The organism is Bradyrhizobium sp. cir1, from assembly GCF_014198245.1.
Classification (GTDB): domain Bacteria; phylum Pseudomonadota; class Alphaproteobacteria; order Rhizobiales; family Xanthobacteraceae; genus Bradyrhizobium.
Window position 1 is genome coordinate 377,634 of the sequence record NZ_JACIHE010000005.1, and the last position, 14,448, is coordinate 392,081.

15 protein-coding genes and 1 pseudogene are annotated in these 14,448 nt (G+C 65.6%); 10 read left to right on the forward strand and 6 right to left on the reverse strand.

The window, feature by feature from the left end:
* Window positions 1-166: 166 nt before the first annotated feature.
* Together GGD63_RS14575 and GGD63_RS14580 are read left to right on the forward strand one after the other, a co-directional pair.
* On the forward strand, window positions 167-526 hold the full coding sequence (locus GGD63_RS14575) for an endonuclease domain-containing protein (protein ID WP_183243027.1): 360 nt from the start codon (window positions 167-169) through the stop codon (window positions 524-526).
* Window positions 527-799: 273 nt separating this feature from the next.
* Window positions 800-1,123 (forward strand): antibiotic biosynthesis monooxygenase, encoded by a 324-nt coding sequence (locus tag GGD63_RS14580; RefSeq protein ID WP_183243029.1) that lies wholly within the window; start codon window positions 800-802, stop codon window positions 1,121-1,123.
* Window positions 1,124-1,139: 16 nt separating this feature from the next.
* Here GGD63_RS14580 and GGD63_RS14585 read toward each other — a convergent pair whose 3' ends face one another.
* The 6 genes from GGD63_RS14585 to GGD63_RS14610 all read right to left on the reverse strand — a co-directional run bounded on the left by GGD63_RS14585 (window position 1,140) and on the right by GGD63_RS14610 (window position 5,268).
* On the reverse strand, window positions 1,140-2,081 hold the full coding sequence (locus tag GGD63_RS14585; RefSeq protein WP_183243031.1) for an aldo/keto reductase: 942 nt from the start codon (window positions 2,079-2,081) through the stop codon (window positions 1,140-1,142).
* Between the two features lie 251 nt (window positions 2,082-2,332).
* Window positions 2,333-2,788: a GNAT family N-acetyltransferase gene (locus GGD63_RS14590; protein ID WP_183243033.1), complete on the reverse strand. Its 456-nt coding sequence runs from the start codon at window positions 2,786-2,788 to the stop codon at window positions 2,333-2,335.
* A 330-nt stretch (window positions 2,789-3,118) separates the two neighbouring features.
* Window positions 3,119-3,925 carry a PAS-domain containing protein gene (locus GGD63_RS14595; protein ID WP_183243035.1) on the reverse strand — a complete coding sequence of 269 codons (807 nt, stop codon included), beginning with the start codon at window positions 3,923-3,925 and terminating at the stop codon, window positions 3,119-3,121.
* A 128-nt stretch (window positions 3,926-4,053) separates the two neighbouring features.
* Window positions 4,054-4,209, reverse strand: a complete 156-nt coding sequence (locus GGD63_RS14600) for a hypothetical protein (protein WP_183243037.1) — start codon at window positions 4,207-4,209, stop codon at window positions 4,054-4,056.
* A gap of 73 nt (window positions 4,210-4,282) precedes the next feature.
* Entirely contained in the window at window positions 4,283-4,459 is a 177-nt protein-coding gene (locus GGD63_RS14605; protein ID WP_183243039.1) for a hypothetical protein, read from the reverse strand.
* A gap of 158 nt (window positions 4,460-4,617) precedes the next feature.
* Window positions 4,618-5,268, reverse strand: coding sequence for a glutathione S-transferase family protein (locus GGD63_RS14610; RefSeq protein ID WP_183243041.1), 651 nt, complete (start codon window positions 5,266-5,268; stop codon window positions 4,618-4,620).
* Window positions 5,269-5,819: 551 nt separating this feature from the next.
* Between GGD63_RS14610 and GGD63_RS14615 the strand changes: the two genes are divergently transcribed.
* From GGD63_RS14615 to GGD63_RS14650, 8 genes and pseudogenes are all read left to right on the forward strand, one after another.
* Entirely contained in the window at window positions 5,820-7,022 is a 1,203-nt protein-coding gene (locus tag GGD63_RS14615; RefSeq protein ID WP_183243042.1) for a pyridoxal phosphate-dependent aminotransferase, read from the forward strand.
* A gap of 168 nt (window positions 7,023-7,190) precedes the next feature.
* Window positions 7,191-7,673: a DUF992 domain-containing protein gene (locus GGD63_RS14620; protein WP_183243044.1), complete on the forward strand. Its 483-nt coding sequence runs from the start codon at window positions 7,191-7,193 to the stop codon at window positions 7,671-7,673.
* Window positions 7,674-7,828: 155 nt separating this feature from the next.
* Window positions 7,829-9,877, forward strand: a complete 2,049-nt coding sequence (locus GGD63_RS14625; RefSeq protein ID WP_183243046.1) for an elongation factor G — start codon at window positions 7,829-7,831, stop codon at window positions 9,875-9,877.
* A 319-nt stretch (window positions 9,878-10,196) separates the two neighbouring features.
* Window positions 10,197-10,469 (forward strand): helix-turn-helix domain-containing protein, encoded by a 273-nt coding sequence (locus tag GGD63_RS14630; protein WP_183243048.1) that lies wholly within the window; start codon window positions 10,197-10,199, stop codon window positions 10,467-10,469.
* Window positions 10,470-10,559: 90 nt separating this feature from the next.
* Complete coding sequence (locus GGD63_RS14635) at window positions 10,560-12,302, forward strand: SulP family inorganic anion transporter (RefSeq protein WP_183243050.1); 1,743 nt, start codon at window positions 10,560-10,562, stop codon at window positions 12,300-12,302.
* Window positions 12,303-12,430: 128 nt separating this feature from the next.
* Window positions 12,431-13,264, forward strand: coding sequence for a shikimate dehydrogenase (locus GGD63_RS14640; protein WP_183243052.1), 834 nt, complete (start codon window positions 12,431-12,433; stop codon window positions 13,262-13,264).
* A 57-nt stretch (window positions 13,265-13,321) separates the two neighbouring features.
* Entirely contained in the window at window positions 13,322-13,948 is a 627-nt protein-coding gene (locus GGD63_RS14645; protein ID WP_183243054.1) for a hypothetical protein, read from the forward strand.
* A 224-nt stretch (window positions 13,949-14,172) separates the two neighbouring features.
* A pseudogene (locus GGD63_RS14650) lies at window positions 14,173-14,448 on the forward strand (IS110 family transposase); the annotation flags it as partial.

Here is a 14,448-nt window from a genome sequence, read left to right on the forward strand (position 1 = left end):
AAAGTGATAGTCCATCCGACTCCACAATGGCCGTGCGCGCGCCACGCACTTCGCTTACAATTCACACCGAACTCGCAGAGACAGCCCCTCACCCCACCCTCTCCCCGTAAGAACGGGGCGAGGGAGTGAGAGGGCGGCGCGTCCATCACGGGTGAGGGGCAGGGCAATGCGTGGCCACAACGAAAAACCCATCCGGCTCGCGCGACGCTTGCGCGCTGATCAAACGGATGCAGAGACGGTTCTCTGGAATCGCATTCGCAATCGGAGGATCGATGGCAACAAGTTCGTCAGGCAAGAGCCGGTTATCGGCTACATTTGCGACTTCGTATGTCGCGAGAAGCGGATCGTCATAGAAGTCGACGGGGGGCAGCACAATGAATCTGCATCAGATGCGATTCGAGACGAGCGCTTGGCAGAGAAGGGGTACAGGGTGCTTCGCTTCTGGAACAACGATGTTCTTGGGAATATCGAAGGTGTTCTCACCGTAATTCAGGCTGAACTCGCGACCGCGGGAGGCGGGCTTTAACCTCTCCCCGCTCTTCGCGGGGAGAGGTCGGATTGCCCCGGCGATGCGCAGCATCGTCCGGTGCAATCCGGGTGAGGGGCAGGGCACGCTGTTGCCAAGAGGGCAGTGTATCCGACTCCCACATTGACCGTGCGTGCATCGCGCACATCGCCTACAATCGAGACCGAGCTCGCGGAAGCAGCCCCTCACCCCGCCCTCTCCCCGTAAGAACGGGGCGAGGGAGCGAGAGGGCGGTGCGTCCCTTACAATTCCTGCATCAGGAGACACCACCCCATGTACATCGCCATGAACCGCTTCCGCGTAGCCAAGGGCTCCGAGTCCGCCTTCGAGCAGGTCTGGCTCAGCCGCGACACGCATCTGGACAAGGTGCCGGGCTTCGTCGAATTTCATCTGCTGCGCGGGCCGGAAGCGGAGGACCACACGCTCTACGCCTCGCACACCGTGTGGGCGAACCATGCCGCGTTCGAGGCCTGGACCAAGTCGGAGGCGTTTCGCGCCGCGCATCACCGGGCCGGCGACAACAAGCCGCTCTATCTCGGCCATCCCCAGTTCGAGGGCTTTGAGGTGATGCAGACCGTGGGACGCGGCGCCAAGTAGCGCCGCGTTTCAAGCATCAGCCCAGCGTGATCCTGTCGATCTCCGCCATCTCCTCCGCGCTGAGCTTCCACGTGATCGCCTTGACGTTCTCCTCGATCTGCTCGACGCGGGTCGCGCCCGCAATCACGCTCGACACCTGCGGGCGCGCGGCGAGCCAGGAGAAGGCGAGCTCCAGCATCGAATGGCCGCGCGCCTTGGCGAAGGCGGCGAGCTTCTCGACGATGTCCTCGTTGTGCGGCGTGACGTAACGGTCGCGCAGCCGCGGCACCTTGCCGAAGCGGGTGTCGGCAGGCGCGGCCTCGCCCTTCCTGTATTTGCCGGTCAACAGGCCGCTTGCGAGCGGGAAGAACGGCAACAGGCCGAGCTTGTATTCCGCTGCGGCCGGCAGCAGGTCCTTCTCGATGTCGCGCACGAGCAGGGAATATTCGTCCTGGCAGGAGACGAAGCGGCTGACATTCATCGCGCGTGCGACGTATTCCGCTTCCGCGATCCGCCAGGCCGGAAAGTTCGAATTGCCGATGTAGCGGACCTTGCCCTGGCGGATGAGATCGTCGAGCGCGCGCAGGCTCTCCTCGATCGGCGTCAGCGGGTCGTAGTCGTGCTGCTGATAGAGATCGATGTAATCGGTCTTCAGCCGCTTCAGGCTCGCTTCCACGGCCTCCATGATGTAGCGGCGCGAGGCGCCCTGCTTGGTGCCGTCCTCGGCCATTGGCTTGGCATATTTCGTCGCCAGCACGATGTCCTTGCGGCGATCGCCCAGCACGGTGCCGAGCACGGTCTCCGAGCCGCCCATGTTCGAATAGATGTCGGCGGTGTCGAACAGCGTGATGCCGAGGTCGAGCGCGCGATGGATCACCTTGCGCGAGGTCTCGAGGTCGGTGCGCTGGCCGAAATTGTTGCAGCCGAGCCCGACCGCGGACACGCGAAGGCCGGAGGCGCCGAGATTGCGAATTTCCATGAAAGATCCTGTCGGAGATGAGCGGCGGGCATTCTGACCACCGTGCGCCGCAGCAGCAAGCTGCCCGCCGCGCTGCTGCCATGCCTGCAGCGCGGACAAAAAAATGCGGCCCCTGTCAGACGCGGCGACTGACGGGGACCGCTTTGGGCGCTTGATCGGTGACGGGGGGCCTGATCAGACGCAGGTACAGCCTAGTCCCGGCGTGTTACGCGCCGGTGACAGTCCGAGTTATCCACAGGCTGTGCGCGGGGTCAGAACAGCTTGCGATAGACGATGAAGCCCGAGCGCTCGGCGACCTTGTCGTAAAGGCTTTGCGCGGTGACGTTGGTCTCGTGCGTCTGCCAGTAGACCCGCGGCGACCCCGCCATCTTCGCCCGCTCGTAGACGCCGTAGATCAGCGCCGAGGCGACCCCCTTGCCCCGCGCGGCCTCCAGCGTGAACAGGTCCTGCAGATAGCAGGACGGCTCGATCGCGGTGGTGCTGCGATGAAACAGATAGTGCGTCAGCCCGAGCAGCTTGCCGTCACTCTCGGCGACCAGCGCATGCACCGGCTCATAGGCATCGAAGAAGCGCTGCCACGTCATCTTCGTAATTTCGGGCGCAAGCGCGGTCGGGCCCGAGCGGCCGTAGAAAGCGTTATAGCCGTCCCACAGCGGCAGCCACTGATCGTAGTCCTGCCTCGTGACGGAGCGAATGGTGAGCGACATGTGAGAATTCCGCGATCGATGAGGAATGCTTCATACGTGATGAAGGGCGAGGCGATCAATTGTCTCGCGAGTCGGACGGATATTCAGTTGTGGCAACAGTGTGCCATGCCCCTCACCCGGATTGCACTGGACGATGCTGCGCATCGCCGGGGCAATCCGACCTCTCCCCGCGGAAGAGCGGGGAGAGGTTAAGACGAGCAACGCTCGCTTGAGTGAGGGGCGCGCCGCTCTCTCGCTCCCTCGCCCCGCCCTTGCGGGGAGAGGGTGGGGTGAGGGGCTGTTTCCACGAGCACCGGTTCGGATTGTAGTGCAGCGCACGGCACAGTCGCCTCACTCCGCGACGCGCAGATACCGGATCAGCTTGCGGCTCTGGGGATCGCGCAGCGAGCGGTAGTAGTCGGCGCGCGAGGGCGCATCGGTGTGGCGCACGAGGTCGGTGACCGGCGTGTAGCTCAGCATGCGCCCGCCGTCGGGCAGCGCGGCGCAGACGAAGCGCAGCACCTCGCCATTGCGCAATTTGATGTTGATCGGCGTCGCATCGCCGACCCGCACCATCTCCATGCGCTGCGCGATGAAGGTGCCGAGCTCGTCCTCGGGCAGCTCGAACGCGCCGGTGTCGCGGCTGTGATACATCAGCGCGATGAAGGGCGGCTTGCCGTCGGCGATGTCGTCCGGCACTGCGAAATAATCGCGGAAGGCGCGGTTGATGAATTCGGCCCGCGTCTCGGCATCGAGCAGCACGATGCCGATATCGACCTGGTCGAGCGCGGCGGACAGCCGCGCGGCGGTAGCGTGGCTCTGGCGCTCAGTTGCGAAGGCGGCGAGCAGCCGCTCGCGCATCAGGCCGGTGATGCCTGCGGTGCCGAAGGCTGTCACCGCGAGGAGGCCGACCAGATCCGCGCTGGCATGGAGGGGCACGGCACGATGGCCAGCGAAGAACAGCGCCGCGCCGGCGACCGCGAGGGCCGCACTGGTCATGGCGGAGGCGAAACCCGCCAGCGCGCCGGCAAGCGCGACGATGCAGACGAACAGCGGTGCAGGCGAGGGAATGTGAACGGAGCGATCGAGCAGGATCGCCAGCAGCGTGACCGCTACCGTCAGCATCGGACCGCAAATCGCACGCCATCCGGACCGCATGGCCTGTCTCGTTCCTCCCTGAACGAGGGAACGCCGCAACACTGACCGATTGTTGCGCCGGCGCGGTGAGGAATCGTGCGGAGTGCTTAAGGGCGGCTTGCGACGGCGCGCCAAGCTTTCAGATGATTTTAGACCAAATGCGAATGCCTGAGCTGCTGCAACGCCGGCGCATTCAGCGTCGAGGCGCCCGAGTTCTTGCGCATGCCGGTGAAAATCAACAGCGACGCCGCGACCAGGATGGCCGCGGTCAGGGTAATTGCAACGACGACCACAGGTGATTTCATCGACGTCCTGTCGCGATGCCGGTTAGCGCGGGCCGCGCGGCACCTTGAAGGCAGGTCCAGGATGAAACGGGAATCAGACCGGCAGGCCCATCGCCATGGTCGCCTTGGTCGACAGCACTGTCAGGGTGACGATCAGGCACAGCGAGAGCGCGGCGACGGCGAGCGAGGCCGCGACCGCATTGGTCAGCCGGGAAGACGAAACGGTAGCGGGTCGGCCCTGAAAGCCTGCCGTGCCGGACGCCCGAATCATGGTCTAAATCCTTCAACGTGCGAGCGAATCACCCGCGACTTTCCACAATTTCCCAGTTTCAACCGGCAATATTGCGGCGGCTGTCGCGCTGAAAATGGCCGGATTGCGGCAAATGTTACCTTTATGCCTGCTATTCCACGAGGCAGGGAGGGCCGCCGTCAGGCGCCCGCTGCGATACTGGCGGGGTCGTCGATGTCGGCCGGACGCCAGTCCATCGACACGAAGCCGGGGGCGGCCTCCACGCGCTTGAGCCAGTCCCGGATCGCCGGGAAGGCCTGGAGGTCGAAGTCGCAGCGATCAGCGAGGTGGGTGTAGCCGTACAGCGCGATGTCGGCGACCGTGAGCTGGCGGGCGGCGAAATAGGAATTGGTCTTGAGGTGGTTCTCCATCACCTGGAGCGCGCCATAGCCGCGCTCCATCCAGTCCTCCAGCGAATGAGTCTGGAGGTCGCGGCCGCCCTTGACCAGCGACAGCCAGAAATAGGCGGCGCCGATATTCGGCTCGAGCGCGTGCTGCTCGAAGAACATCCATTGCAGCGCCTCGGCGCGGTCGATGCGGTTCTCCGGTGCGAGCGGCGTTCCGACGGCGACGTACCAGAGGATGGCGTTGGACTCGGCGAGATAGCGGTCCCCGTCGACCTCGAGCAGCGGCACCTGGCCCGACGGGTTCTTGGACAGGAAGTCCGGTGTGCGGCTTTCGCCGCGCAGAATGTCCACCTCGACCGCTTCGTAGGGCAGGTTCAACAGCGCCAGCGCAAGGCGGACCTTGTAGCTGTTGCCCGAGCGTTGCATCGAATAGAGCTTGTACATTCTGAAAGTTCTGAACCTGGGACGGGGGAGCGCGGCGCATCCTGCCCACGCGCCGCGGCTAAACAATGATGCCGATGCGAATCCGCCGCAAGAGCCGGCCAATAGAAAAACTCGAAAACCCTACCGCACTGCAGTGCCGCGGAAGATCATTTCCACGCGACGCTACAAATCAGATCACGCTTGCGTCAACGCGTGGACGCGTTGCGCCGCAGATTGTGTGAGGCGTTGAGTGGCCGTGATCGAGCCTGGCGCTCGCGATCGGCTCGAGGCTTTCCGGACGTCCTCGGAAACGTCAGCCTCGTGGTCGGTTCTCGGCGCCCGCGCGGCCTCAAATTGCTCCGAGGACAAGCCTTGCCGGATATGAGGGGTTTGCGCGGCAAAAGTTACGGAATATTGCGGGAAATCGCGCCTCGAAGCGGCGGAATCCGTAAACTTTTGCGGGATCGGGCCGAAGTTTCTTGCGGTGCAGCGGCACACGTTTTAGGGTGGCTCCATTCCCACAATCAGAGTCGTGAGGCCAAAGGGTTCACGACGCTTGTCAGGAGATGACGATGTCCTTCCTTGCCGCTGCGCTCGACCGTGTGAAGCCGTCCGCGACCATCGCGGTCACGGATAAAGCACGCGCGCTGAAGGCGGCGGGCCGCAACGTCATCGGCTTAGGGGCCGGCGAGCCCGACTTCGACACGCCCGCCAACATCAAGCTCGCGGCGATCCGCGCCATCGAGGCCGGCAAGACCAAGTACACCGCGGTCGACGGCATCCCCGAGCTGAAGGAAGCCATCATCGCGAAGTTTCAGCGCGAGAACGGCGTCGTCTACAAGCCGAACCAGGTCATCGTCGGCACCGGCGGCAAGCAGGTGCTCTACAACGCGCTGATGGCGACCATCAATCCGGGCGACGAGGTGATCATCCCCGCGCCGTACTGGGTCAGCTATCCCGAGATGGTGGCGCTCGCCGGCGGCGAGCCGGTGCCGGTGGTCTGCACCGCCGCGGCCGGCTTCAAGCTGCAGCCCGAGGCGCTCGAGCGCGCAATCACGCCGAAGACCAAATGGGTAATCCTGTGCTCGCCGTCGAACCCGACCGGCGCGGCCTACACCAGGGCCGAGCTCAAGGCGCTCACCGACGTGCTGGTCAAGCATCCGCATGTCTGGGTGATGACCGACGACATGTACGAGCATCTCGTCTATGACGACTTCCAGTTCACCACGGTCGCGCAGGTCGAGCCGGGCCTCTACGACCGCACGCTCACGGTGAACGGCGTGTCGAAGGCCTATTGCATGACCGGCTGGCGCATCGGCTATGCCGGCGGCCCCGCCCAGCTCATCAAGGCGATGTCGACCATCCAGTCGCAGTCGACCTCGAACCCGTGCTCGATCGCACAATGGGCCTCGGTGGAGGCGCTGAACGGTCCGCAGGACTTCATCCCCGCCAACAACAAGGTGTTCAAGGAGCGTCGCGACCTCGTCGTCTCCATGCTCAACCAGGCGAACGGCATCGAGTGCCCGCGTCCCGAGGGTGCGTTCTACGTCTATCCGTCCTGCGCCGGCACGATCGGCAAGAAAGCGCCGTCGGGCAACGTGATCGGCAACGACGAGCAGTTCGTCACCGAGCTGCTGGAGACCGAAGGCGTCGCCGTGGTGCAGGGTTCGGCCTTCGGCCTCGGCCCGGCGTTCCGCATCTCCTACGCGACCAAGACCTCGGACCTCGAAGACGCCTGCAAGCGCATCCAGCGCTTCTGCGGCAATCTGCGGTAAGACTCTCGCGACGGACTTCCGAAAAGGCCCGCCTCTGGCGGGCCTTTTTTCGTTTGCACGTCTATCGTCGCGCGCGATATGGCACCACCACGCCTCTTGTGGCATAGACCATCGCGCGGCGTGTGCCGCGTCCTTCCAGCTCGCATCCCATCATTGCCGGAGACATTCATGCGCCGTTCGTTCATCTTCGCCGGGCTCGCTGCCGCCAGCCTCGTTGTCTCCGTCGCAAGCAGCAGCGCGCAGCAACAGCGGATGGTCCGCGTCGGCGTGCTCGAATGCCGCGGCGGCGCCAGCGTCGGCTTCATCGTGGGATCGGTGACCAATCTCGGCTGCGTGCTGCGCGCCGACGGCTTGCCTGAAGACCGCTATGTCGCGACGATCCGGAAAGTGGGCCTCGACATCGGCATCACCCAGGAGACCACGCTCGCCTGGGGCGTGTTCGCGCCGGTCGACCGGCTCGGTCCCGGCGATCTCTCCGGCAATTACGCCGGCGCGCAGGGCAGCGCCTCGATCGGCGTCGGTCTCGGCGGCAACGTGCTGGTCGGTGGCTCCAACAACTCGATCGCGCTTCAGCCGCTCAGCGTGCAGGGCCAGGTCGGCCTCAACGTCGCCGCCGGTCTCGAAAGCCTGGAACTCCGTCCGGGCCGTTAACACTTTTGCGTGTGATCGCGCCGCGCGAAGCGGCGCGATTTTACGGACGACGCACCGCAGCGACGTTTGATGCTTGCCAAATCTAAGGGACGGGCAGACCATCTGCGTTTGCCGACCCAATCATGGGCCGAGCTCCACACAAAGGAGGCGGCGAAATGGGACAAGACGTCAGAAGTCCCCGAGGTCCACGGTGCATCGCGCTGGTGGGCCCTTTCCAAAGCGGTAAAACCACACTTCTTGAAGCAATATTGGCGCGAACGGGCGCAATCCCACGCGCCGGCAGCGTCGACGCCGGAACTTCCGTCGGCGACGCCACCCCGGAGGCCCGTCATCACAAGATGACTGTCGGCCTCACTGCCGCCACCACGAGTTTCATGGGCGACAGCTACACCTTCCTCGATTGTCCCGGTTCCGTTGAGTTCGCCCACGACATGCGCGCCGCGCTGCCCGCGGTCGATGCCGCAATCGTGGTCTGCGAGGCCGACGAGAAGAAGCTGCCGCAACTTCAGATCATCCTGCGCGAGCTGGAGGAACTGAAGATCCCGCGTTTCCTGTTCCTCAACAAGATCGATCGCGCCAGTCAGCGCATCCGCGAGACCCTCGCGATGCTGCAGCCCGCCTCCCGCGTGCCGCTGGTGCTGCGCCAGATCCCGATCTGGAAGGGCGAGCTGATCGAAGGCTTCGTCGATCTCGCGCTGGAGCGCGCCTTCATCTATCGCGAGCACAAGGCCTCCGAGGTGATCGCACTCCAAGGCGGCGATCTCGACCGCGAGAAGGAGGCCCGCTTCTCGATGCTGGAGAAGCTCGCCGACCACGACGACGCGCTGATGGAGCAACTGCTGGAGGACATCCAGCCGCCCCGCGATGCCGTGTTCGACGATCTCGCCCGCGAACTGCGCGAAGGGCTGATCTGCCCGGTGCTGATCGGTGCGGCCGCGCGCGAAAACGGCGTGCTGCGCCTGATGAAGGCGCTGCGCCACGAGGCGCCCGGCGTCGCCGAGACTGCCAAGCGGCTCGGTGCGCCCGAGAGCAAGGATGCGCTCGGCTACATCTTCAAGACGCTGCATTCGCAGCACGGCGGAAAGCTGTCGCTGACGCGGCTCGTCGCCGGCCATCTCGACGACGGCGCCACGCTGCAATCCTCCTCCGGCGGCGCGGGGCGCATCTCCGGCATCCTCGCCGTCAACGGCGCCTACGACACCAAGCGTGCCTCGGCGGAAGCCGGTGACACGGTGGCGCTCGCCAAGCTCGATCCGGTCAAGACCGGCGATATGGTCTCGGGCGGCAAGACGCAGCCGGCGGCGCTGGTTGCCGCGGAGCCGACATCGGCCGTGCTCGCAATCTCGGTCGCGGCCACCGATCGCAAGGACGACGTCAAGCTCGGCCAGGCGCTGATGCGGCTGCACGAGGAGGATCCTTCGCTCCTGATCGTGCAGAACCCCAAGACCCACGACACCGTGCTGTGGGGCCAGGGCGAGATGCACCTGCGCGTCGCCAGCGAGCGCTTGCGTGACCGCTTCGGCGTCAAGGTCACCTCGCATCCGCCTGCGATCGGCTATCAGGAGACCATCCGCAAGCCGATCACCCAGCGCGGCCGGCACAAGAAGCAGTCCGGCGGCCACGGTCAGTTCGGCGATGTCGTGCTCGACATCAGTCCGCTGCCGCGCGGCGACGGCTTCAAGTTCGCCGAGAAGGTGGTCGGCGGCGCGGTGCCGCGCAACTATATCCCGGCGGTCGAGGAAGGCGTCGTCGACGGGCTGACGCGCGGCCCGCTCGGCTTCCCCGTCACCGACGTGCAGGTGACGCTGACCGACGGCTCCTATCACAGCGTCGATAGCTCCGATCTCGCCTTCCGCACGGCAGCGCGGGTCGGGCTCAACGAAGGCCTGCCGCAATGCCAGCCGGTCCTGCTGGAGCCGATCCACGTGGTCGAGATCGTCTGTCCGACCGATGCCACTGCCAAGATCAACGCGATCCTGTCGGCGCGGCGCGGACAGATCCTCGGCTTCGACACCCGCGACGGCTGGAGCGGCTGGGACTGCGTCCGCGCCATGATGCCGGAAGCCGAGATCGGCGAGCTGATCGTCGAGCTGCGCTCGGCCACCGCGGGGGCCGGCAGCTTCACCCGTCAGTTCGACCACATGGCCGAAGTCACGGGCCGCGCCGCCGACCAGATCATCGCCGCGCATCAGCACGCGGCGTGAGTCCGTCTCTCGCGCAGTAAGGGACGCGCGCCTCTCTCACTCCCTCTCCCCGTTCTTACGGGGAGAGGGTGGGGTGAGGGGCTGTTTTCACGCGTGCGGTGAATGTTGGACTCTCGCGCTCTCCTTCTCACTGTCATTGCGAGCGCAGCGAAGCAATCCAGGCTGTCTCCGAGGAGGCGGTCTGGATTGCTTCGTCGCAAGAGCTCCTCGCAATGACGGCGGAGGCAGATGGGCCCTTGCGCTCGCCCCTAAATGATGTATTTTACATCATTGTCTACGCTCTATACATCACTTATAACCCCTGATACGTGAGGCCAAGGTGATCACCTCGTTCCAGATGCGGGCAGCCCGCGCGCTGCTCGGCATCGACCAGAAAACCCTGGCCGAGCTCGCCGGCGTGTCGCTGCCGACCATCCAGCGGATGGAGGCATCGACCGGCAACGTGCGCGGCGTGGTCGAGACCTTGATGAGGGTGGTCGAGGCGTTCGACCGGGCCGGCGTCGAGCTGATCGGCGAGCAGGCGCGCAGCGACAGCGGCGGACGCGGGGTTCGGCTGAAGCAGCCGGGGCCGCCGCGTCGAGTGGGGGCGTGATCTCTAGATGATCATGCCGGGAGCAGTTTGAACTAACGCACCGTCGCGCCGAGCTAGGCGGCCGCACGATGCAGCGGGGCACTTCGGGACATGAGCATCACCAGCGATCACGCAAGCCGGCTGCAACAGCTGCGCCAGCCGACCTTTGCCGAACTGTATCTGCCGAAGCTCGTCACCGTCTGGCGCGAGGGCTACGACCTGTCGGATTTTCGCGCCGACGTGTTCGCGGGCCTCACGGTGGCCATCGTCGCGCTGCCGCTGTCGATGGCGATCGCGATCGCCTCCGGCGTGACGCCGGACCGCGGTCTCTATACTGCGGTGGTCGGCGGCTTCATCGCCTCCCTGTTCGGCGGCAGCCGGTTCCAGATCGGCGGACCTGCCGGCGCGTTCATCGTCTTGGTCGCGGCGACCGCGGAGCGTCACGGCGTCGACGGTGTCATTCTCGCGACCTTGATGGCGGGCTTGTTCCTGATCGCTGCGGGTCTGTTGCGCGTCGGCACCTACATCAAGTTCATTCCCTATCCGGTGACGGTCGGCTTCACCGCCGGCATCGCGGTGATCATCTTCGCCAGCCAGCTCCGCGACCTCTCGGGCATCACGCTCGCGGGCAAAGAGCCCAGCGAGTTCGTCCCGAAGCTCGCCGCACTCGCGGGCGCCCTGCACACCGTCAATCCCTCGGCGGTTGTCGTCGCGCTCGTCAGCATCGCGATCATCGCGGCCTTGCGGGTCTGGCGGCCGTCCTGGCCCGGCATCCTGATCGCGGTAGCCGTTGCTGCGGTGGCGACTGCGGTGTTCTCGCTGCCGGTCGAGACCATCGGCTCGCGCTTCGGCGGCATTCCGCGCGAATTGCCGTCGCCGGCATTGCCGGCATTCTCGCTGGCGAAGGCGAAGGCGGTGTTGCCGGACGCGATCGCGTTCGCGCTGCTGGCCGCGATCGAATCGCTGCTGTCGGCGGTGGTCGCCGACGGCATGACCGGGCGCCGTCACCGCTCCAATTGCGAGCTGGTGGCGCAAGGCGCGGCCAATATCGGCTCGGCGCTGTTCGGCGGCATCTGCGTCACCGGCCTGATCGCGCGCACCGCCACCAACATCCGCGCCGGCGCGCGCGGACCGCTGGCGGGCATGCTGCATTCGGTCTTCCTGCTGCTGTTCATGCTGATCGCAGCCCCGCTCGCCAGCTACATCCCGCTCGCCGCGCTCGCCTCGGTGCTGGTCGTGGTGGCCTGGACCATGGCGGAGAAACATGAATTCGCGACGCTCGTGCGCTCCTCCTGGGGCGACGCCGTGGTGCTGCTCGCGACCTTCCTGCTCACGATCTTCCGCGACCTCACCGAAGGCATCCTGGTCGGCTTCGCACTCGGTGCGGTGCTGTTCATCCATCGCATGGCGGAGATAACCGGCATCGAGGAACGCTCCCCGCTGGTGGCGGCCGACCGTCCCGACGACAGCAATGGCGAGCGCGTGCCCTATGATCCCGCCCTCGCGGTCGACCCCGACGTGCTGGTCTATCGCATCACCGGCGCGTTCTTCTTCGGCGCGGCTTCGGTGATCGGCGGCGTGCTCGACGGCATCGCCGACGAGCGCAAGGCCTTCGTGGTCGATTTCGCCGCGGTGCCGTTCCTGGACTCGACGGCGGCGAACGTGCTCGGGCGGGTCGCCGCCAAGGCCCACCGCCAGGGCATCCGGCTGTTCATCACCGGGGCCTCGCCCGCGGTCCGCCGCGCGCTGCTGACCCATGGCGTCACGCCGCCGCGCGCGCGCTATCGCACGAGCCTCGAGCGTGCCGTCGCCGACATCAAGAGCCGAGCGGCCGACGAGGCTGCGGCAGGCTGACGGCGCGCACGCGCCGGGCGATTTGATCGACGCCTGCTGCTGCGTCACGATGCGGCTCCCGCGCGCTTGACAGCGCCCGCGGGACGCGAAATGGATCGTCACGGAAACGACCCAGGGGAAGGACGACCGTGACCAAGGCTCCCGCAGCCTGTCTGATCGGATGGCCGGCCGCGCATTCGCGCTCGCCGCTGATTCATCATTACTGGCTGCGTACGCTCGGCATCGAAGGCGGTTACGTCATCGAGGCGGTTCCGCCCGATGATCTCAGAGACTTCGTGCTGCGGCTGTCGCTGCGCGGCTTCGTCGGCGCCAACGTCACCATCCCGCACAAGGAGGCCGTCCTCGCGTTGTCTTCGCCCGATGCGCGGGCGCAGGCGGTGGGCGCGGCCAACACGCTGTGGTTCGAAGACGGAGAGCTGCGCTCGACCAACACCGATGTCGAGGGTTTCATCGGCAATCTCGATGCCAGCGCGCCCGGCTGGGACGCGACCGACGAGGCGCTGGTGCTGGGGGCGGGCGGCTCCTCCCGCGCGGTCGTGTTCGGCCTGCGCGAGCGCGGCATCAAGCGCATCCACCTCGCCAACCGCACCATGGCGCGGGCCGAGACGGTGGCGAAGCAGTTCGGGCCGGACGTCCATCCTGTTACGTGGGACGCGATCGGCGACGTGCTGCCGCGCGCAAAACTTCTCGTGAACACGACCTCGCTCGGCATGCACGGCCAGCCCGCACTCGATGTCGACGTGTCGCGCCTGCCGCAAGAAGCCGTCGTCGCCGATCTCGTCTATGTTCCCCTGGTGACGCCGCTGCTGACGGCAGCGCAGGCGCGCGGGCTGAAGACCGCCGACGGGCTCGGCATGCTGCTGCACCAGGCGGTGCGCGGCTTCGAGCTGTGGTTCGGCCGGCGGCCGCAAGTCACGGCCGAGCTGCGCGCGCTGGTCGAGGCCGATCTCACAAAGACTTGAGAGAATAGCGGGCGGTCTTCCGGAGTTCTCCATCCGTGGGGACAATCGGAGACCTTCATGACCATTCAACGCGTAACTTTCACACGTCCGCTTATCGCCGTCGCGATGGTGGCCGCTTCCACCCTCTATGCCTTCGCGCAGAAGGCGCCGGTGTCGACGCGCGTGCGCGGCACGATCGAGAGCGTCAGCGGCGACACCATGCAGGTCAAGTCGCGCAGCGGCGAGGACGTCAAGCTCCACATCGCCCCTGATGTCAGCGTGTCAGGCATTACAAAAACTTCACTCGCCGACATCAAGGTCGGCTCTTTCGTCGGCGCCACCACTGTGCCGGGACCGGACGGTGGCCAGAATGCGGTCGAGGTCCATGTGTTTCCCGAGAGCATGCGCGGCACCGGCGAGGGCTCGCGTCCCTACGACCTCAAGCCCAATTCGAGCATGACCAACGCGACGGTGTCGGAGAGCGTGGTCGGCAATGATGGCCATACGTTGCTGGTGAAGTACAAGGACGGCGAGAAGAAGGTGTTCGTCGCCGACAACACGCCGGTGGTGACCTTCGTGCCGGGCGACAGGTCCGATTTGAAGGCCGGCGCAAAAGTCATCGCCTTCATGAAGCAGCTGCCGGACGGCTCGTTCGAGACCAACCGCGTCAGCGTCGGCCGCGACGGCCTGACACCGCCGATGTGAGGCGGGATACCGTCTCAACAATCTCAACTGTCGTCCCGGACAAGCGCGCCCTCAAGGCGCGCGCCGATCCGGGACCCATAACCCCAGGGCGAGGTTGTTGCGCAAGACGGATAACTCCGAGTCCCCGTAACCACGCTCGCCTGTGGTTGATGGTGTGGACGGCCCCCTACGGCATCAGGTGTGCCAGAATGAGGTTGTCACACACCCATTCACAGGAGCCGTCCGTGAGCCAGATTATCCGCATTGGGATGGATACGTCGAAGTATATTTTCCAGCTCCATGGCGTTGATGCGTCAGAACAGGTGGTGCTGCGCAAACGGCTCAGCCGCAAGGCGATGCTGGAGTTTTTTGCCAAACTGCCGCCGACAGTGCTCGTGATCGAGGCTTGCGGGGCTGCTCACCACTTGGCACGCGAACTCGGCAGGCTGGGACACGCGGTCAAGCTGATTGCGCCGCAACTGGTAAAGCCATACGTGTCGCGCAACAAGAATGACGGGCGC